The organism is Candidatus Chlorohelix allophototropha (assembly GCF_030389965.1).
Taxonomy (GTDB): domain Bacteria; phylum Chloroflexota; class Chloroflexia; order Chloroheliales; family Chloroheliaceae; genus Chlorohelix; species Chlorohelix allophototropha.
The window spans coordinates 2,175,752-2,195,439 of record NZ_CP128399.1; the positions used below are offsets into that span (position 1 = coordinate 2,175,752).

Genomic DNA, 19,688 nt, shown 5'->3' on the forward strand with positions numbered 1-19,688 from the left:
ACCATGCTATGCTATTCTTTCTAGAGGTGTTAGATAATCGCGTTAAAAATCCGCATCGCTCTCACCAAGAGGTAAAAGCAGGTCAAAATACTGCCTTTGTACTACGAAACCCGGCGCTGGAGGATTACTACCGGATGGAAAGGCTATTGGTCGGTAATCGCTCGATTGAGGGCAGCCCAATTCTATCCATAAATCCCATACTTGTTCGACCAGTAAAAGAGCTTGGTTGGAAGTAGAGTCTGATATACCGATTCGCCAACCTAATAGCGATTCTGCATTTATTATAATCGCAAGATCTAAAGCTTGCTCATCTTCGGTTGGCACGACCAATACCATACCTCGCCAGTCAAACCGGATACTATTCCGATCGTTAGGGTTGCGGGCTTCCTGAGTAGAGACCTCATTACCAACCAATAGGCTACAAATTCGTTTTTCATGGGCAGCTGCCAGCAAAATGTTAAAACCTTGCGCCATCCCGATTGCGGTACGCTGTTCATTCTCTAATTGTGCCCATTTCTGTCTGTTATTGCCCCAATTTTTGTACCAATCCTGAAAAATATCGCTGGCAGGATCAAGCAATTCTCTCCGTAAATATCCATTAGCTTTCTGGTGGCTGTAATTAGCCTCAAGCAAAGCGCTATATTTATCCAGCGAAGCCTCACGGGTAACATAGATTTTCCCACCGTTTACTCGTAGATTAAGCGGCAAAATGGAGTCGAGCGGTAAACATGTGGTTACCAATTGTGAGTTTGGCTCAAACCGACGTGAAAGAGGGTGCAGCATAGATCCGCGCATTGGCATAAAACCACCTGTGCTTGAATCAATAGCACGCAAAATACCATCGGCATCCTTCCGAAAACAGGGTATTAACCCCCCCCAAACATGCCGACTAATTGAAATTGGTACCAGTAGCAACCCACCTACTTTTAATTGGGAAACCCATGCCGGGCTGACTTCCCATTGTTGTACCGTAACAATAATGCGGTCGTAGGGTGCTTCTTCCTCAAATCCACCTGCGCCATCGGTATTTATTACCTTTATTTTTGAGTAAATTTCTCCTAACTCTTGTAGCTTGCGGTAGGTATTTTTAGCAAGTTCAGTATCTAGTTCGACCGTAACAACCTGACCCTGTGTTCCGACTATATACGCCATAATGGCAGCGTTATAACCCACCCCCGCCCCTATTTCCAGCACTTTCATTCCCGGTTCAAGCTGCAAAACTTCCAACATGTCCGCCATCAAATATGGCTGTGAACTGCTACTACTGGGCATACCGTCGTCTGTGTATTTCACTACTATGGCATCGTCGGTATAAACTTTTTCAAGCGTTAATTCGGGTGGCAAGAAGTGTTCCCGAGGGATGGTCAGGAATGCTGATTCGATCAAGGGGTTTTTAAAAGCCAGACCTTGTTTGAGTAATTCTACTAACTGAGCACGTAACTCAGCCGCGTGGGAAGCCGCTAACCGGGAAATATCGCCATTATCCGCGTCTTTCTCTTCGCGTCCCATAGATTTACTCCGGTTCTGGAGGAAAAACATCAAGTTGCAGGAGTAAATTGTCCTCCTGCAACCGTGATTAGAGATAGGCAGAGAATAAATCTCTAGCTCTGTAATTTCTCGCGCACGCCCTCAATCGGTATCTCGAAATCTATTGCTGCGCGTACAATGCGGCTAATAATTAATTGCTGTTGTTCATAGGTGTAGCGATTTCGATTTTCCGCTTCACTAAAATAGGTAATCGCGTCGAAAATGTTACCTTCGGTATCAAGCGGGAATGTAAAGAAGTTCTGATAGTGCATAACTTCGTTCATTTTCAGTCCGGCTGAAAACGGATGGTTCTCATTTGTTTGCGCCGGGTTAGCATTCGCTTTTACCACACTAGGGTTAAGCCCGCCCGGTACATAAGTGACAGGCGCCAGGGCTTTTTCTTCATTAGGATTCTGGCTCATAACTCTCCTGATAGGCTTTAGAATTTGGAACAGTACGCTGAAATCATTATAACCTTTACCTTATTATGGGTCAATGTGACCGGAATAAAGAGACCATTGGCGATAACAAATAGCGTACAAACTTACACCCCGTTTACGCACCATCTGTCTAGCCCCCAGTTCGGCTGGATTGTTGTGTGTGGGGTCGTGGGCAAGTAGTCCGCAATCGCTTGGCTGTCCTTGATTCATTTGCGTTTGTTCTCGGCGAAAGCCCCTTCTTGTCCTAAAAGCTCGTCCACTTGACTTTGACCTAAATTTTACGCAGATCCGTGCTATAGGTTATAATAAGCGAACTTGTCTTAAGTATACTTTTTTGACATAGCAAAAAACAGTTATGAGGATATTACTAAATGGTGAAAGTGGTAATTTCACCATTACCAATGCGCTTGCGAAAGCAACCACCACTTTTGAGATTATTTGGCTAACAAGTGGGCAAGCTTATGCAGAAGCCGATATATTACTATTGGATATGGAAGCGCTGGATTATAAAGGTATTGACACCTTTGACCAACTACACCAACGTTTCCCCAATTTACCGATAGTGCTGCTTGCCAACATAAATCAGCAAGAAGAAGCCCTCGAAGCTATCCGCCGAGGCGCAATGGATTGTCTGATTAAATCAGAATTAAGCCCTACCCTGTTGACACGTACTCTCCACTTTGTATGTGAACGTTACTGTACACAACAAAAAATAATACAAGCCAAAGTTAAGCAATACCGCGAGATTCTTGATATCCAGACTGATCTAGTTTTCCGCTTCACCCCAGACTACAAGCTCACCTATGTGAACCGCGCTTACGGTCAATATCATAACCGCCTGTCTGAAGAAATGATCGGGCTGAATATTCTGGATTTTATTACTGAAGAAGACCGCGTTCGTATGGAGGCACTTGCCAAAAGCCTTAACCCCACAAAATCGGTAGGCTCTTCAGAGGATTGTCATGTTTTGCCAGACGGTTCAATGAAATGGTTATTGTGGACTAACCGGGCGCTCTTTGACGAAAACGAGGGAATTGTTGAATTTCAGTGTATCGGACGGGACATTACCAACCTAAAACAGGCAGAAATAGATGCCCGCGAAAAGAATAGACTTTACCGGATTGTTTTCGAGAACAGCGTGGATGGCTTAATGCTCACTGCTGCGGATGGTCGGGTTATTGATGTCAATCCTGCTGCCTGTACACTGCTAGGTTATACCAAAGAAGAAATCTGTGCGCTAGATCGTGAGACTCTTGTAGATAAAACCGACCAACCTAAGTTGGAGTTGCTCAGAAAACATGCTGCCACTGGTTATTCCACCGGTGAATTAACCTTAATACGCAAAGATGGCAGGAAGATTTTAACCAATGCGACTTCCCAACTATTTTATGACGAAAAAGCACAAGGGCTTGTCAGTTTACGCATCAGAGATATCACCGAAACCAAACGGCTGGAAGAAGCTTTACGTACCAGCGAAGAATTATACCGCAGTCTCATCGAAAGCAGCGATTCGATTATAGCCCTGATAGATTGGGCAGGGCGCTTGCATTTTCTAAATGAAATGGGCGCTAGACAAATGCGCTCAAAACCTTCTGAAACTATTGGGAAAGGAGTATTTGAATTATTTCCACCGGAAAATGCAACCAGTATGCTTGCAAATATTCGGCAGGTACTCCAAAGCGGTCAGGGTATAATCAATGAAACCCCTATTAGAATACCCGGTGCGGTTCATTGGTATCGTACCAGTATTCAGCCAGTTCGAAACAAAGAAGGTCAGCCGATTCTGGCTTTAATCAACTCCTCTGATATAACCGATCTGAAGTTAGTAGAAGAAAAACTTCGCCACAGCGCCTGGCGGCTGGAAGGATTGAACGCCATTGGTGAAGCAATATTGGCAGCTAAAACCGTTGAGGAACTTGGGAAACTGGCTATTGAACAACTGATTAGGCTAGTGCCCTGCCAACGTGCCACTATTTCTTCTATTGATCTGACTGATAATTCCCTTTTCCCGATTCATAGCTGGTCTCAACTTGAAACGAGCGTGTTACCCGGTAAAAGTTATCCTATCAATTCTGAGTTTCTCGAATTGATACGAGTTAACCCATTCATACTTCGTACTGAACTCGATAACTATCCTGCTGCAATACCACGACAGTTATATCAAGAAGGCTTCACCTCAATGCTATATGTTGGGCTGAAAGCAGGTGATGAGCTTATCGGGGTTCTAATGCTACTCTCAAGCGACAAAGCGTTCTTTAGCGAAGAATTTATTAGTATTGCCGTTGAAATTGGAGATGTGCTGGCGATTGGAATTACTAATGCCAGCATGAACCGTAAAATCCTAGAATATTCAGCCGAATTGGAAGAAAATGTGGCTTTGCGTACTGCCGACCTAGAGCAGACTCGCAACCGCATCGAAGCAATCTTCCAGAGCAGTAGCGATGGAATCCTAATTATTGGGGCAAACTCTGAGATTGAACTGTCTAATACACAAGCTACCGCTTTGTTTGGTATTAGCAATACTAAACAGAAATTGGTTTCTCTTACAGACGAGGCTGATCGCCCTGCCTTGGATAAGGCTCTCAAAGAGGCTTTGCTTAGCGGCAAGATTCAGCGTCTCGAAGTTTCAGTAAAGGGTAGTGCAGAAAATTACTTTGAGGCGGAGTTAGGAATTGCGCCAGTAATCGGAAACAAGTCTGACCAACCTTTACTAATTTGTACAGTACGGGACATTACCGCACGTAAACTTGCCGAATCTGCCATCCATGAAAGTGAAAAGCGTTACCGATTACTGGCAGATAACATCACCGATATGGTGGCAGTAATCTCACCGGATGGAAGATATACCTATGTTTCGCCTTCGAGTAAAACGTTGACTGGGTATGCACCGGAAGAACTGGTGGGAAAATCTTCCATAGAATTTATTCATCCGGCTGATTTATATGAATTAGAAGCTGCATTTTCCAGAGCTAGAGTCAAACGTACAAGTTACAATCCGATGACAGCACGTTTTCGACACAAAGAAGGGCACTATATCTGGTTGGAAACTGGGGGACAAACCCGCTACTCGGAAGAAACTGATGAACCAGTGAGCATTATTACTATCTCACGTGATGTAACTAGGCGCAAAGAGGTGGAAGAGGCGTTGGCAGAAGAACGAAACCTGCTACGCAGTTTAATCGATAACCTGCCGGACTATATCTACGTCAAGGATACGGAACACCGCATAATACTAGATAATGTGGCACATGCCCGCTTACTCGGCAAAGCCTCTCCTTCTGAGATTGTAGGCAAAACTGTTTTTGATTTATTCCCGCCGGAGTTTGCCGAAAAATACTATGCAGATGAGGAAGAATTATACCGAACCGGTCAGCCAATCATAAATAGAGAAGAAAAATCCCTGAGCTTGAATAGAGCAATCATTTGGGCTTCCACCACCAAAATACCGTTGAAAAACTTAAGTGGTCAAATTATAGGGTTGGTGGGCATAACCCATGACATCAGTGAATTAAAACACACCCAAGAATTGATACAGCAAGCGCTTGAGAAGGAGAAGGAATTAAACGAACTTAAATCGCGCTTTGTTTCAATGGCTTCACACGAGTTCCGCACACCCCTGACAGCCATTTTGCTTGCTGCTGAAATTCTAGACAACTACCGTCAAAAAATGGAAGAGCAAGAGATCGAGCAGCAACTCAATCGTATAAAGAGGCAAGTTAAGTATCTTGCAAATATTATAGAAGATATGCTCGATTTGTCCCGAATCCAAGCGAATCGCCTTGAGTTTAAGCCAGTAGCCACTGATCTATACGCTTTCTGCAATGAAATAATTGAAGAATTCAAGAGTAGACCGAATATCAGCCATACCTTTAGTTACACCTGTGAAACATCTCCGCTGCTGCTAAACTTGGACAGAACGCTTATGAGTCGGATAATAAACAATCTGATTTCCAATGCACTGAAATATTCCCACCCTAACACAACGATTTATATCAGCATAAAAAAGCAGGGCGATTCTATTTTTTTACAAATCAGAGATGAAGGCATCGGAATACCTGAAGCGGATATAAAACATCTTTTCGAACCATTTCATCGTGCCAGTAATGTAGGAGCTATTTCTGGTACCGGACTTGGCTTGGCAATTGCTAAACAGTCAATCGAGTTTCACGGTGGCAGCATCAGCCTTGAAAGTCAACCCAATATAGGTACAACTGTTACACTTTATATACCTGATTTATCATAGAAAAGTGCACATACATAATGAGTGAAACGCATAGTATATCAAGTCTAGGGCGAAATTTAACCTAATAAATGCAACTTGAAATAGAATTAACCATAGAAGGGAATACGACCGATGGATCCTTTGACAAAATTGATGGGTAGAACTGCGCTTTTATATCTGGCTTCTGGATTTGTTTTGGGGGCTGTTTTAATGATTGGCGAAGCACAGGGGGCAAGTTGGTACGGAGCTTGGACTGTGACACACGCCCATATTCTTTTTGTCGGATGGTTTGTCCAATTTGCGGTAGGAATAGCTTTTTGGCTGTTGCCTCGTCGTAAAACCCCAAAACAGCCGTTTGGTTATAATGAGCGATTGGGTTATTTAGCCTATGGCTTGGTCAATATCGGTATAATACTCAGGATTATTTTCGAGCCACTATTTCGACTGGGCAAATTGGATGAAGGCTTGGCTACTGTTAGTATGGCTACCAGTGGAATATTAATGGCGTCTGCCGGAATAATCTGGGCAAGCCAATTGTGGGGACGATTCTATCGACGTTATTCGGCAACAAACCAACCAGTCAAGGAATAATTATAGCTACCTTTAATAAGCATATATTATATTCGACTCAACAAACGGCATATCCAACCAATTACATAGCCTGTTTGTACCAGTCAAAACGATTTCTCGTATGCGTTCTATATGTAAGGCTAGAGACTCACAATTTAGAGCCACAGGCTCTGTTAGATCAAAAACCTTTCCAGATAATTCTGAAAAAAGTCTGATTTTTCCCGTTACGAGCGGATATTGAGCTTCTAATTGTACTGTCTGTTTTGACTCCATAACTAGAATAATCGCAGCTTGTTCCAAATACTGAAGATTGATGGGCAATGATTCATAGGTAGTTAGATCGAATCTATAATTCTTCATTACATATTCAACCACACCCGGTAGAAATTTCTTGTGAGAAGCCTGCTTAAGCCCGGTTGTAATGAGGTTGATCCGCTCTTTCAGTTTATTCCGCTCTATCATATCCTGAAGAAAAACACCTGCTAACATTGAACACGAAAGTGTAGAATTACATACCACTAGCACAATTTTGGGGGTTTGGTTATTTTCTAATCCCATAATTTTTAACAGGTACTTATGTGTTTTTAAGCTGCATAAATACCAATGACTCCTCCGCAAGCCATAGGAAATTGAACCAACAAGCCATCACAGTCAGATTTTTAAAAGCTAAATAAAGGATATTTAAATAACATGCCGCAAATTAGTCAGGTGTGGGATATATCAAAGGCAGTATTATAAAAGATGTAGTATTTTTACACCAGTGAACTTTATATCTCCTTGTTACTATTATAGTTCTTATTTAAATAGAAATAAAGTAGCAATATGGGAAATTTGCATTAATATTAATTTATTTATAGTGGTTCGGTTCTATATATAATCTACACTTGTTATACACAATTTAACTATTATGGTTAAATATTTTCTAATTATTATCTAAAGATTCTATATATAGAGTGGTAATAAATCAGGAGTTGAATAATTTGATAAGAACTATATCATTTTGGGTGGAATTTATAAAAACGTACACTGTTGAGCGATAATAAGAAAGAAAGGGTCTTCCCCAGCCTCGTTGATTCAAGTCAAATAGGCAGAGTTATTTCTATAAATTTGAGCGTATTATCTCTATAGAGATTCATTTTCTGCTCTTAGTAAAATGTTCTTTTCTTATGCTGTGGTTTTTAAAGTGTGCCAAACTAGTCAATCCTGCCAATTGTCTGATTTTTTGACCCTGCCTAAGTTGTGTTACGAAGATATTGATATACATCAAAGGCATTGGCATAAAAGTTCAAGTAATCTTTGACATGCGCAATCCAGTAATCGCCTCCGTGATTGCCAGTCCAAATATGCCATTCAAGGTTAGCATAGCGGGAGATCAATAAATCGCGGAATTCTTCAAAACGAGGCAGCCAGTCGGTATCAGCGTTTCCAATATCTAGGAAGATTTTATAACTGGAGATATTCTTGGTTCGCGCCAGTGATACAGGGTCAACCGTAGGATAATATTTTGGATCATTGAAGAAATACAAGGCTTGATCCAATGTTCGAAGAGTCGGGCTATGTGCGCCAACAATTCCGAAAATGTCCGGATTGTTTAAGGCAAGTTGGAGCGAGCCATGTCCGCCCATCGAGTGACCACCAATTGCGCGGTTTTGAGGGTTTGCCTGAGTTCGGTAGTGTGTATCAACATGCTGCACCACCTCCTGCACCATATAATCACCCCAACGCGGACCATTATTTTGCTGGTTCATCCAGTAACTTTGTTCACCTAGCGGTAAAACAATGATAAAAGGATTTAACTGCCGCGTTTGTATCATATCATCGGCGGTAGGTAGCAAACCGTAGTCCACCCATTCCTGATAGGTGCCAGAAAGACCATGCAACATATATAGTACCGGGTAGTGGCGGGTAGGATATTTGTAGTAATCCGGTGGCAGATAAATCCGATAGCTCATCTGCTTGCTCAGAATTGAGCTATAAAAATACTGATCCCACACTTTGCCGCGTGCGGAGCCCCAGTCAAACGGAATTGCATTAGGTGGTGCTGTAATAATGGGATTAGTAGCATTAACAGAGCTAGTTGTTACAGCTAACGGGATATTACGAACTGCCTCTGGAGTACTGATATTTTGAAGACTAGGTTGAGTTGTATCCTTAGGTATTAATACGTCGTCCAGTTGTGAATCGGTTATAGGAGATACAACTTTATTAGAGCAAGCGGTTAGAATAACCAGCGAGATTATTATTGTTACTAATATTAATGTTCCAACAGCTAGGGTCTTTCTCATTATTAAAAATATCCTAAAAAATAAAATTCTAAATACGAATCCAAATCATCTTATAATTTTATTAAAATCCCATAATGTTAAATATAGGTAAACTGCATGTAAGGTTTTTCATTTTATTACAAGGAAAGTACAAATGATGCATCACCTACACCAGTGATGCTTTGTTTAATTTGGCGGATGCGCTTTTGACAGAAAGCCAAGCACAGGCGGTACTTGAAATGACCGTTTCGCCAGTTTTGTGCGAAAATGGTTCAGTTTGTAAGAGGCTTTGCAAATGGTCAAGCTGAATTGTTACTCGGAAAATTATACGAGCTGTTTTATTACTTCATCCAAACATAAGCAGTGGGATCGCCAACTAAAGCTCTCAACCACCCGATTTCTGGCAGAAACGCCCATACGCTCACGCTCTAAAATATTATCAGGCGATAATAGTTCTAGAATAGCGCGGGCAAGGTCTTTTGCAGCACCTTCTCGAAACAGCAAGCCTTCCTGACCTTGCCGAATGATTTCATTTAGTGGGCGGAAATCGGGTACGATTGAGGGTAAAGCTAAAGCCATATATTCAAATATTTTCAGCGGCGACCAGTAAAAACCGGCTTCTCGTAACGGGGCGTGTTTCGAAGTATCAAAGGGGGCTACTCCGGCATGCGCCAGAGATAAATACAGGGGCATTTTCTGGTAAGATATTGCCCCGGTTAGTATTACTCTTTCTGTAAGACCGCTATCAACTACCTCTTTTTGAATATGTTCAAAAAGAGGACCACCACCTAGCATCAAAATAAATAAGTCTTTATCCTGCGGAATTGCCAATTTTGCCGCTTCTAGCAACACTTCCACCCCATGCCAGTGCCGGAAACTACCGGCAAAAGCAAGCACATGTGCCTTTTCTGGAATACCAAGCTCTTGTCTCAGCCGAATTTGCTCACTTGGCTTAATCCGTGTCGGGTTAAACATATCAACGTTTGCACCCCATGGAAGCTCTATAATTTTTTCGCGAGGAATAGCAGCTGGTATGGTTGTATGTAAAGGAGTGATAATGCGCGTAGCCCAGAAGCATTGTTTCTCCGACCACCATTTCAGACGATTGAAAAATACGGCGCGGTCAAGGCGACGCTTGGGACTGGAAAGCGGGTCAAGTATTAGGGCATTTACTTCCAACAACGAGGGTAAGTGGTGGCGAGAAGCAAATAACATGCCGGAACCGGCAAAATTATAGTACCGCTCCATTATTAGATCAGGCTTAAGCGCTTTCGCCAGCTTTTTAACAAGCGGGTAAAGGGCGATTGCCGTAAATTTCGGCAGGGAATGGCGATAAAACTCAATCGGTGAACCGCCTTCTACCCCCAATGTGATTCTTGTTGCCTCTTTACGGTTAGGGCGGGCGCAGATCACGTGTATTTCGTGACCAAGCTTTGCCAGTTCGCGAGAAACTTCTACCACATGGGTTGCCCCGCCATGGCTACCCGGCGCTACAATCGCGCTGGCAACATACAGGATTTTCATCGGTTACCCGGCGTTCCTACCTTGCGGATAAGAATAAAATAGGGACCGGTGCGCATTTTCCCGAACAACCAAATATCCAAGCGCATCATAAATGTAAGGACTCTCAGTATTAGCATATAAGTGTTAGAAGTGCGCTTATCCATAGAGCGTTTCAAACTCTTGCGAATAGCTAGATCGATTGCCGCATTTTGCTCAGTGTCACTGGCAACCTTCTCAGCTTCAAGTTCTACCTGACTTTTATCCTGTAGAAACTTTTCTTCCGACATACGTGGCTTGCCGCCATCTGCCCAATCCGGGCTAATTCCGGTTGTCCCTGCCACCAACCGAGTTGCGGCGCTACTATTGGAGTTTTCCGCTGCATTGGTGCGCTGTTCAATTCGTCTTTTTACACGTCTGCGCAACAGGTATTCGCCTGCTTTTACAATTACATTATCAACCAGACCTTGAAACACGCCGTTCCAGAATACAGTTCTTTCAAGCTTGAAACCGCCCTCTTTAATAGCCGCTTCCAATTCATCAAAGGTACGGATTGCCTTTATATGGTCACTCTTGCGTAATTCATCGCGCTTGAAATCAAATATTCCTTTGCGTGCAAAAAAATTGGCTACTTTCTTCTCCAACTTGATGACAGGAGCAAGCTTACCCATTTCACGAGTATTTGAGAAGATAAAAACCTGACCACCAAGGTTTAGAACCCGATTTAATTCAGCGAAATATGGAGCGATACCATCGGCAGGCAAATGTTCGAGCAAATCAATACTGAAAATCTTGTTAAAACTCTCCGGTGCAAAGGGCAGCAAGCGCACATCACCCCTGATTAGGGGTAATTCATCCAGCGCTTGTTCTGCAAATAAAGGCGCGGCATCTAAACCTACTACCGTCCCGAATCTATCGCGATTCCAATAACAGAACTTGCCGTTGCCACAACCTACTTCCAACGCGATATCAGCCCCGGAAGGCTTGAGCATTTTGCGAAGTAAATCATTGCGTACCGCCGCCCCAAGCCAAGGCAAGCTGATATATTCGTGATCAATCTCATGCTCAAATTCTTCTTCAAGGTAGCGAGTATTTTGCTCGAAATTATTTCTGGGCATTAAGTTGAGGTAGAAACCACGTTTTGGCAAAAGATCAAGGTCATCCGGCGCAAGTGCGCTGGTTGCCCAACCTACCCCATCCGTCGAGGGAGTTTTGTCATTATGTGCAGTATATTCCGTGCCGCAATTCCCACATTGAATTCGCCCATAACGCAGGGTAAGGCGACCAATTTCGCGGTCAACAACTTTTCCTTGCGCCAACGCCTTTTCGATACATTGAGGGCAGCGCACCAAATCGAGCAATTCGCTATCTATCAAGAGTCGCTACAACTTTCCACAAAAGTTTCAAACAAGCCGCGTATAACCTCTTGACCGGATACTATTGGCGAGAGGCATTATACATGATACCTTTCGCTTTCAGCTATGTCAAAACTTTATTGCTGTCTCGCAGGATAATTATAGGTGATTCCTCTGATTTTTTGATTATGCTAGCATAAATCGCCGATTCTGCCCTATTTCTTCCATTCTTATTACATCACTTTATGCTATATTTTTAAGCTAAGAAGCTGGAGGTATATGCGTTCAATACATTGGTTTAGGCGTGATTTACGCCTGCAAGATAATACTGCCCTCAATTTAGCGTTAAGGGAATCTCAGGAAGTAGTTTGCCTGTTCATTCTGGACCCTACCATAATTGATAATGTAAATACGGGAGAAGCGCGATTATCTTTACTACTTAGTAGCCTTGAAAACCTTGCTTGGGAACTTGAAAAATATGGGAACAGCTTAATTATAAGGCAAGGCGAGCCACTTCAAGAGCTAACAAAGCTAATGCAAGAAAGCAAATCTTCGACCCTCTATTTTAACCAAGATTACAGCCCCTTTGCCCGTAAACGCGATGAGAAGATTGAGCGCGAACTACACATGCAGGGCTATACCGTTAAAACCGCTAAAGATCTAGTAATTTTTGAAAAAGCTGAAATTGTATCGGGAAGCAGTACACCTTATACCGTTTTTACCCCCTATAAGAGGCGCTGGCTTGAAAGCATTTTAAGCGCTGACCTAACCGAGTTTGAAACAAATTATGAATTGTTGCGCTACCAGAGCGAAGACATTCGCAACCTGACAAGTTTGAAATTACCGCCAAGTCCGATTAAACAAGCTTGGTATTTACCTGCAAGCGCCTCAGTTGCACTTGATCGTCTAAAGCAATGGGCAGGTGAAAAGACAGGCAATGGCGATGAAAGCATAGCCCGAATCGAGAATTATGCCGAACAGCGAAACTATCCTGATAAAGGCGTTACCAGTCGTCTATCGCCGTTTCTACGCTTTGGGTTAATCTCTGTGAGGCAATGCTACCGAACCGCCTTTAACGCACGTGAAAGCGCCCCTCGCATAGCTTTAAGGGATAGTTGCGACACTTGGATAAGTGAACTGATTTGGCGTGATTTCTACCACCAGATTTTATGGAACTTTCCGCAGGTGTCTAAGAGGGCATTTCAGAAAAAATACGAGGCGATAGAGTGGAGTAAAAACTCTCTTGATTTACAAGCTTGGAAAGACGGGCGAACCGGTTATCCGATTGTAGATGCCGGAATGCGCCAGTTAAACCGCGAGAATTGGATGCACAATCGCTTGCGAATGATAACTGCAAGTTTCCTAACCAAACATTTGTTGATTGACTGGCGCGAGGGGGAAAAGTATTTCTGGAAGATGCTAGTAGATGGAGATAAAGCGGCAAATAATGGCGGATGGCAATGGTCGGCTTCTACCGGAACAGACGCCCAGCCTTATTTTCGCATTTTCAATCCAATTTCACAAAGCAAAAAGTTTGACCCACAAGGCAATTTTATCCGTCGCTATTTGCCGGAACTGGCAAAAGTACCAACCAAATATATACATGAACCTTGGAAAATGCCTCGTGCTATGCAGGAATACTTGGGTTGTATTATCGGCAAGGATTACCCTACACCTATTATAGAGCATACTTTAGCCAGAGAACGCACGCTTGCCGCATTTAAAAAGGCAGGCGCAAAACCGATTATCCAATAAAGTTCTGAATCTGAGTTAGGTAATATTACGAGGCTTGAGCGGCAACCGCAAAGCCACGCCCCGCAACAGCAAAAACAAGCATGGAAAACCTACTGCAATGCCGATTATCCCTGCCAGATAAAATTGGTTGCTGATATTGAGCGAGGCAAACATCATTAGATTCATCAAGTAGAGCATAGGTGGTATAAAGTGATACCGGAGTGGGGATATTTCAATTGGAAATACGATTTTTTTATCTCTTATAACATATATCAAAACCCATACCATTATATAGCTTATCACCGTCCAAGCTATGAAATTTGATAGTGGTACACCATAGTAGCCGGAATTCTGGTCGCCAGTCCATAGCCAATAACCATGCACATGGAATGCTACCGGCTCCATCAATAAATCGCTTGAGACAGTCAGTAAGGTAGTGAAAATAACCAGAGTATGGACGCTAGCGCCGGGTTTCGCCCATGACAAGATAAGGCGAGCGGTAAAATAAGAAGAGACAATTATCATCAACCATGCAAAGAGAATAGCAATAGGAACAATCCAGAGTTTAGGGTAAAGCGCATCAGTATAAACATAGGAACCGAAGGGAAATCCGGTAGTTTCTCCCAATGTTTCAACGGCAAAGCCTAGACCTAGCAAAGCTATCCCGGAAAAAAATGCTTTCTTGAAATCGTAGTTTACCGCTAACCAAAACAGCGCAACTATGCCAACATCTACCAGCATTGCCGTTGCCATCCACTCCTGATCTGCCGAAACTTGATTTGTTACAAGCTGAAAGATTGATCCCGGATAAACCAAACAATAGCAACTAAATGATGCCAGAAGTAGATATTTATATAATTTCAACCGTAGCTCCCTCTAGGATACCAGTTAGCACATTGACATCGGCTTTCAGATATTCGGTACAAACCCACGCTTCGGCTCCAAAACTGGTATGACCCATCGGTAAAACTCGGTTATTGGGCATTGGGCGGGTGCTATCACAAAACACAAGAGCTACTATTTCGCTTAAGGAATTCGAGTGTATCGGCGAATGTAGCGAATCTATAAGGACAACGCGCTCGTCAGCGAGTCCGGGTATAAATTGTGGTTCGACAATGGCAAGATTTTCTTCCGGTAAAGCCTCTGGTAGCCCTGTTTTTCCATATGCAAGTTTAATTGTAACCGGTCTCATCTATTCTCCCGCTCTTCTTCAAACCTGTAGGTACTCCACTGAATGAAATTGGACAACTCGTGTAGATACTCCAGCTATTTTGTGAATATTATAGCGACTTTGTTTACCTCCAAATCAATATAAACTGTTAAGGTAAAGTTCAGGTGTAGGTAATTGAGCATACCAGAAATCTAACACAAATCTAACACAGAATTATTGCTCACTATTATGGTAAAATGCTAGACTGAGAAATAATATATTTGTTATTAACAACTCAGCGTGGTTCTCAGGGGTAGCAACTCCAGTGCAGGGTCTAGGGGGTGTCCCCTATTACTCCTCTCCTTCTCTTTCCCCTCCTGAGGGAGCAGGGGAGTAAATAATTACATTTGTTAAGGATAAGAACACATCCGAATGGCATCCAAAGATTATTATAAAATTCTAGAATTACAACGTACCGCTACTGAAGCAGATGTTAAGAGTGCATACCGACGGCTTGCTCGCAAATATCACCCTGATGTCAACCCCAATGATAATCAGGCAGAGGAGCGTTTCAAGGAAGTAGGCGAAGCATACGAAGTATTAAGCAACGCCGAGAAACGCCGCAAATACGATCAATGGGGCGCTGATTGGGAAAAATATGATAAAGCCGGAGCAGGCTCATATTCAGGCTGGTCGGGTGGCAGCGGATACAACACCAAAGATAACGGATTCGGTGATATTTTCGACCAAATCTTCGGTAAAACCCGCAACAAACCTCCACAGGGTCAGGGTTATAATACTACAACCTTCAATCAAGGCAATCAAAGTGCAAACCCCAGAAGTTATGCAGCCCGTCCTCAAAAAGGAGAAGATCGGGAACAGCAAATAGAATTGACTCTCGAAGAATGTTATAACGGTACACTACGCCAGTTACAAATTCAATCGAGCGATATTTGTAACCTGTGCAACGGTACAGGCTTGAGAAGCGGTCAGCGTTGTTCCAATTGCGCCGGGCTAGGCATTGTACCGCGTACCAAGCGTTTAGAGGTACGAATTCCGGCGGGCGTTGAGGAAAGTAGTCGGGTGAGAGTTGCGGGTGAAGGTGGCGCTGGAATTGGCGGTGGGCAGCGTGGAGATCTATTTCTCAAAGTACATGTGCAGCCACACCCGCAGTTTGAGCGCAAAGGCAATGATCTACACACCAGCATTAATATTCCGGTTTACACCGCTATCCTTGGTGGTGAGGCAGAAGTTACCTCGCTTAAAGGCGGTAAATTCATCCTGAATATACCGGAAGAAACACCAAACGGTAAAGTTTTCCGTCTGAGCGGGCAGGGCATCCCCATCCTGAACCAACCCGGTGTCAGAGGAGATTTGTATATCAAACTTACCGTAGTGTTGCCAAGCAACCTTACTGTTCAGGAAAAAGAGCTTTTCCGAAAGTTAAAAGAGCAGCGACCAGACTAACCAGAAAATACAATTTTCAAGGAAATGAGGGGAAACACCCCTCTTTTTGATTTATATCTTTTTCTTTAACCTTTAATAGCATTACCATTTCTTCATTGACCTAAAATCAAGGCTGGGCTATCATCAATTATATGGAAAAGATTAATCCGGCTGAAAATAACAGCGAAAAACAAGATAATGAAGTTACCGAAACTCCACCCGATCAAACTATTACATCGGGTGAGGAGACGGATGACATTATGCCCTTAAAAGTTGCTTCCGGTATCGCTTCAAGAGGAGGCGGCAACCGCATTGCCTCGGCAATGACCCGCGCCAATAAATTCTTTGGTTTTGTGGATACAGAAGATAGCGAGACGGTTGCACGAATGGAAGGTGCGCCAGAGTTAGCAGGCTCACAACAAGCTGTCGCTAAACCCGGTCGTCAAATTATTCTCGGTAGAGGCGCAATTGCCGCTTTGATTGTTCTCCTCTTTACCATACCTCTACTATTATGGTTAGCTATTTCAATATTCGATTTGAACAGGCAAGTGAATGCCCTACAACAAGCTAACGTACGATTGCAAGATCAAAGCGGACAGAATCCGGCGTTGATAACACTATTAACCTCATCGAAACTTACAACCTATAAATTCGACAATGTTGACCCTGTGCCACAAGCAGAAGCTTATCTGCATGTTGGCGGCGCACGCTTATGGGCATTGAGTACCCGCCAACTTAACGGTAGCGTAGGGAAAGAGCGACAGATGGTTCTGTATGCCATCAAAAAAGTTCAGAATCCCGCTCCAGAAGATTACACTGTCTTGGCTATTTTTAGCCCCTTGTCTATCAGCCTAAATATGATAGATACAATTCCCGGTGATTTCAGCCCTCAAAATTATGCGCGCCTAATTATCACCGATGAACCGCTCACTCAAGAGCCAAAAGGCAAGCCTGTTGGTTTAATGAGATTCAGCCTGGATGTGTCGAAGATCACTGTTTTAAATCCCTAAGATTGTTTAAATTGTGCTAGTGTTTTATTTCTTATAAGTAGTTCGAGTAACAAACATGGAATATCAAGTTTTTCTTCAAAATTTAGCGCCATGGGGCTATGCAATCCTTTTCGCTGTAGTTATGCTGGAAAATGTGGGCGTGCCTTTGCCGGGTCTAACCATTGCGCTGGCGATGAGCGCATTATCGGCAGCAGGCTATTTTGATTTCTGGCTGGTAATGGTGCTTACAATCGTCAGCGGAACTCTTGGCGGGTTTATCGGCTACTGGATTGGGCTAAAAGGGGGCAGATACCTGATTCAAAAGTTCGGGCGTTTTCTGTTTATTACACCTGAACGTTTCTCACAAGCGGAGATGCTTTTTAATAAACATGGTAACAAAGCAATGCTGATTCGTTGCTACCTGCCTTTTATCTGCGTTTGGGGTTGTAATCTGGCTGGAATAACGCGGATTCATTTCCGGCGTTTTGCTCTCACAAACATCGGTGGTTTGGTAATCTGGTCGGTAACTAACCTCACACTCGGATTCCTGTTAGGGCAAAGTTTTGAAATGCTAAACAAGCTAATAAATGGCTTTGCCGCAGTTGTATTTATTTCAACTATTCTTGGCGGAATACTCGTCTGGCAAAAGCGTCGCCGAAAACAAAACAAACTTTATGTAAAGCTAGATGAACCAATACCTGTACCTATTCCCATAGATGAGCCGGAAATTTTGACACACAGGTAATTTAAGGATTTAGCAAATACCAGTCGGTATAAAGATTAGCAGAGACACCCACATAGGTTTGTGCAATGCCACCGACCCGCTTATTAATTACAATCGAGCCTAATTCAGCGTAAAGATAGATATAGGGTAAGTCTGTAGATTCAATTTGCTGTATCTGAGCCATCAACGCCTTGCGTTTGCCTGAATCCTGTTCCAACTGCGCCATCCGGTACAAATCCAGCAATTTATCATTGCGATACGCACCGTTGTTTAATTCCGGCACATTCGCCCAGATTTCCCCGAAATTCTCAGGGTCATAATCGGTTTGCCAACCACCAAGAAATAAATCGTAATTGCTATTTGGGTTCTGGAGTAGTTTTACAAAGCTGCTAAAATCCAACTCCTGCAACTCTAGGTTAATTCCCAACTGTTTGTAAGACTGTTTTAGCGATTGGGCGAAAGAGGAATAGACTGGGCTTGGCGCGTTAAAAGCCAGCCTCAAAGTTGAAAGGTCGGTGCCATTCGGGGTAACCAGTTTTGTACCGGAAGCGTTATACCCTGCCACTTTGAGTAAGTCGAGCGCCTTAGTAGAATCATAAGCGAACTTTTGCGAAGGCTCTTGATAGAAGGGATGCCATGGAAGCACATCTGAATATTGTAACCGTCCTAAGCCTGCCCCTGTGGTGGCTAATAAGCCCGAACGGTCGGTGGCATACGCCAACGCCTGACGCAACTTTATGTCCTGTAAATAAGGCTTTCTGAAATTAAAACCGACATAATGGAAAGTGGCGCGTCCCGGTGTCCAGCGATAGCTCTGCACATTTGAAAGATTCTCAAATGAAGCAAAGCTGGTTGTTTCAGGGCTATAAAAATCCAATTCATTGTTCTTTAACTTTTGCAAAGCAACCTGACTATCCGCCACAATCTTTATGGTGAGACTATCCAAGGTTGGTACGGGATAAAGGCTAGAGTTTGGATTGCGGACAAGGGTTATATATTCCCCCTGCTTCCACTCTTTTAAGAGCCAAGGTCCGCTAACTACGCTGGGCTTGTTTATTTCCGGGTTTTTTGCCGGGTTATTCCAATCCAGTTTTTCCCAAATATGCTTTGGCAGAGGCTCGATAACATCAGCCCGCGTAACCATATCAAAAGTAGCGGAATGAAGCTTAATCACAAGTGTTGAAGCATCAAGAGCGGTATAGCTTTCTATGCCTTCGGAACCGCTTTTAGCAGCCTGATAGAATGCGCCTGTAGCGTAATACCAGCCGTTTTCAGCTTTGCGGGCTTGCTCATAAGTCCACACATAATCATCGGCAGTAATCGGTTGCCCATCGCTCCATTTTGAGCTTGCTTTAAGCTTAAAGGTAACGGTGGAAGTAGCAGAATCGCTCGTCCAACTTTCTGCAGCATTTTTATCAAGCGCCAACGTCAAGGGATTGCGGCGAGTTAAGGAAGCAGCATAAAGCAAACTCAGGTACTCAAAACTGGTTGAGTTAGTAGTTTTATAATAATGTAAAGTATCGGCTTCTTTGATTTTCGCCCCACTTACAGTCCCTCCGCTAATTCCGGTACGTACTGGAATAGTAGGGATTTTAAGCAAGTCATTGGTAGGTGGGGGCGCTAACACGCTTGAAGAGGTAGAAGTAGTACCGACGCTACTACTGGTAGATTCATCACTGCATGCACTTAAGATAATAGCAAGGGTCAAGCATAAGGACATAAAGACAGGGACAGTTTTTAAACCGCCCCTGTGCAAGCTCAAGAACA

16 protein-coding genes are annotated in these 19,688 nt (G+C 43.3%); 6 read left to right on the forward strand and 10 right to left on the reverse strand.

Features of this window, described 5'->3' with window-relative positions; genetic code table 11:
• Window positions 1–42: 42 nt before the first annotated feature.
• The 3 genes from OZ401_RS09630 to OZ401_RS09640 form a co-directional block, all read right to left on the reverse strand.
• The gene (locus tag OZ401_RS09630) at window positions 43–1,509 is read right to left on the reverse strand and encodes an rRNA adenine N-6-methyltransferase family protein (RefSeq protein WP_341468012.1); all 1,467 of its coding nucleotides are present in this window, start codon (window positions 1,507–1,509) and stop codon (window positions 43–45) included.
• A 92-nt stretch (window positions 1,510–1,601) separates the two neighbouring features.
• Complete coding sequence (locus tag OZ401_RS09635; RefSeq protein WP_341468013.1) at window positions 1,602–1,949, reverse strand: hypothetical protein; 348 nt, start codon at window positions 1,947–1,949, stop codon at window positions 1,602–1,604.
• A 63-nt stretch (window positions 1,950–2,012) separates the two neighbouring features.
• Window positions 2,013–2,177, reverse strand: coding sequence for a hypothetical protein (locus tag OZ401_RS09640; RefSeq protein WP_341468014.1), 165 nt, complete (start codon window positions 2,175–2,177; stop codon window positions 2,013–2,015).
• Between the two features lie 145 nt (window positions 2,178–2,322).
• On the opposite strand from OZ401_RS09640, the gene OZ401_RS09645 reads away from it, so the two are divergent.
• A complete protein-coding gene (locus tag OZ401_RS09645; RefSeq protein WP_341468015.1) occupies window positions 2,323–6,210 on the forward strand; it encodes a PAS domain S-box protein in 3,888 nt (1,295 codons plus the stop codon).
• A gap of 111 nt (window positions 6,211–6,321) precedes the next feature.
• A complete protein-coding gene (locus tag OZ401_RS09650) occupies window positions 6,322–6,780 on the forward strand; it encodes a hypothetical protein (protein ID WP_341468016.1) in 459 nt (152 codons plus the stop codon).
• Window positions 6,781–6,792: 12 nt separating this feature from the next.
• Here OZ401_RS09650 and OZ401_RS09655 read toward each other — a convergent pair whose 3' ends face one another.
• From OZ401_RS09655 to OZ401_RS09670, 4 genes are all read right to left on the reverse strand, one after another.
• A complete protein-coding gene (locus OZ401_RS09655; RefSeq protein ID WP_341468017.1) occupies window positions 6,793–7,317 on the reverse strand; it encodes an arsenate reductase/protein-tyrosine-phosphatase family protein in 525 nt (174 codons plus the stop codon).
• A gap of 674 nt (window positions 7,318–7,991) precedes the next feature.
• Window positions 7,992–9,044: an alpha/beta hydrolase gene (locus OZ401_RS09660; protein WP_341468018.1), complete on the reverse strand. Its 1,053-nt coding sequence runs from the start codon at window positions 9,042–9,044 to the stop codon at window positions 7,992–7,994.
• 303 nt (window positions 9,045–9,347) lie between these two features.
• Window positions 9,348–10,547, reverse strand: coding sequence for a glycosyltransferase family 4 protein (locus OZ401_RS09665; protein ID WP_341468019.1), 1,200 nt, complete (start codon window positions 10,545–10,547; stop codon window positions 9,348–9,350).
• Window positions 10,544–11,899: a class I SAM-dependent methyltransferase gene (locus OZ401_RS09670; protein ID WP_341468020.1), complete on the reverse strand. Its 1,356-nt coding sequence runs from the start codon at window positions 11,897–11,899 to the stop codon at window positions 10,544–10,546. Before OZ401_RS09670 ends, OZ401_RS09665 begins: the two co-directional genes overlap by 4 nt.
• Before the next feature lie 258 nt (window positions 11,900–12,157).
• On the opposite strand from OZ401_RS09670, the gene OZ401_RS09675 reads away from it, so the two are divergent.
• Window positions 12,158–13,633: a cryptochrome/photolyase family protein gene (locus OZ401_RS09675; RefSeq protein ID WP_341468022.1), complete on the forward strand. Its 1,476-nt coding sequence runs from the start codon at window positions 12,158–12,160 to the stop codon at window positions 13,631–13,633.
• Window positions 13,634–13,648: 15 nt separating this feature from the next.
• Here OZ401_RS09675 and OZ401_RS09680 read toward each other — a convergent pair whose 3' ends face one another.
• Both OZ401_RS09680 and OZ401_RS09685 read right to left on the reverse strand, forming a co-directional pair.
• A complete protein-coding gene (locus tag OZ401_RS09680; protein ID WP_341468023.1) occupies window positions 13,649–14,476 on the reverse strand; it encodes a carotenoid biosynthesis protein in 828 nt (275 codons plus the stop codon).
• Window positions 14,463–14,804 carry a lactate racemase domain-containing protein gene (locus tag OZ401_RS09685; protein ID WP_341468024.1) on the reverse strand — a complete coding sequence of 114 codons (342 nt, stop codon included), beginning with the start codon at window positions 14,802–14,804 and terminating at the stop codon, window positions 14,463–14,465. Before OZ401_RS09685 ends, OZ401_RS09680 begins: the two co-directional genes overlap by 14 nt.
• Window positions 14,805–15,194: 390 nt before the next feature.
• On the opposite strand from OZ401_RS09685, the gene OZ401_RS09690 reads away from it, so the two are divergent.
• The 3 genes from OZ401_RS09690 (at window position 15,195) to OZ401_RS09700 (ending at window position 17,942) form a co-directional block, all read left to right on the forward strand.
• Window positions 15,195–16,229: a DnaJ C-terminal domain-containing protein gene (locus OZ401_RS09690; RefSeq protein ID WP_341468025.1), complete on the forward strand. Its 1,035-nt coding sequence runs from the start codon at window positions 15,195–15,197 to the stop codon at window positions 16,227–16,229.
• Window positions 16,230–16,360: 131 nt separating this feature from the next.
• On the forward strand, window positions 16,361–17,218 hold the full coding sequence (locus OZ401_RS09695) for a hypothetical protein (RefSeq protein WP_341468026.1): 858 nt from the start codon (window positions 16,361–16,363) through the stop codon (window positions 17,216–17,218).
• Between the two features lie 55 nt (window positions 17,219–17,273).
• A complete protein-coding gene (locus OZ401_RS09700) occupies window positions 17,274–17,942 on the forward strand; it encodes a DedA family protein (protein ID WP_341468027.1) in 669 nt (222 codons plus the stop codon).
• A 1-nt stretch (window position 17,943) separates the two neighbouring features.
• Here the strand turns inward: OZ401_RS09700 and OZ401_RS09705 are convergent, their stop codons facing one another.
• Complete coding sequence (locus OZ401_RS09705; RefSeq protein ID WP_341468028.1) at window positions 17,944–19,641, reverse strand: ABC transporter substrate-binding protein; 1,698 nt, start codon at window positions 19,639–19,641, stop codon at window positions 17,944–17,946.
• Window positions 19,642–19,688 lie beyond the last annotated feature (47 nt).

What these genes read in the sequence shown, in the direction of transcription:
- OZ401_RS09630 (WP_341468012.1), bottom strand. Translation starts at nt 1,509, where the DNA reads ATGGGACGCGAAGAGAAAGACGCGGATAATGGCGATATTTCCCGGTTA.
- OZ401_RS09635 (WP_341468013.1), bottom strand. Translation starts at nt 1,949, where the DNA reads ATGAGCCAGAATCCTAATGAAGAAAAAGCCCTGGCGCCTGTCACTTAT.
- OZ401_RS09640 (WP_341468014.1), bottom strand. Translation starts at nt 2,177, where the DNA reads ATGAATCAAGGACAGCCAAGCGATTGCGGACTACTTGCCCACGACCCC.
- OZ401_RS09645 (WP_341468015.1), top strand. Translation starts at nt 2,323, where the DNA reads ATGAGGATATTACTAAATGGTGAAAGTGGTAATTTCACCATTACCAAT.
- OZ401_RS09650 (WP_341468016.1), top strand. Translation starts at nt 6,322, where the DNA reads ATGGATCCTTTGACAAAATTGATGGGTAGAACTGCGCTTTTATATCTG.
- OZ401_RS09655 (WP_341468017.1), bottom strand. Translation starts at nt 7,317, where the DNA reads ATGGGATTAGAAAATAACCAAACCCCCAAAATTGTGCTAGTGGTATGT.
- OZ401_RS09660 (WP_341468018.1), bottom strand. Translation starts at nt 9,044, where the DNA reads ATGAGAAAGACCCTAGCTGTTGGAACATTAATATTAGTAACAATAATA.
- OZ401_RS09665 (WP_341468019.1), bottom strand. Translation starts at nt 10,547, where the DNA reads ATGAAAATCCTGTATGTTGCCAGCGCGATTGTAGCGCCGGGTAGCCAT.
- OZ401_RS09675 (WP_341468022.1), top strand. Translation starts at nt 12,158, where the DNA reads ATGCGTTCAATACATTGGTTTAGGCGTGATTTACGCCTGCAAGATAAT.
- OZ401_RS09685 (WP_341468024.1), bottom strand. Translation starts at nt 14,804, where the DNA reads ATGAGACCGGTTACAATTAAACTTGCATATGGAAAAACAGGGCTACCA.
- OZ401_RS09690 (WP_341468025.1), top strand. Translation starts at nt 15,195, where the DNA reads ATGGCATCCAAAGATTATTATAAAATTCTAGAATTACAACGTACCGCT.
- OZ401_RS09695 (WP_341468026.1), top strand. Translation starts at nt 16,361, where the DNA reads ATGGAAAAGATTAATCCGGCTGAAAATAACAGCGAAAAACAAGATAAT.
- OZ401_RS09700 (WP_341468027.1), top strand. Translation starts at nt 17,274, where the DNA reads ATGGAATATCAAGTTTTTCTTCAAAATTTAGCGCCATGGGGCTATGCA.
- OZ401_RS09705 (WP_341468028.1), bottom strand. Translation starts at nt 19,641, where the DNA reads ATGTCCTTATGCTTGACCCTTGCTATTATCTTAAGTGCATGCAGTGAT.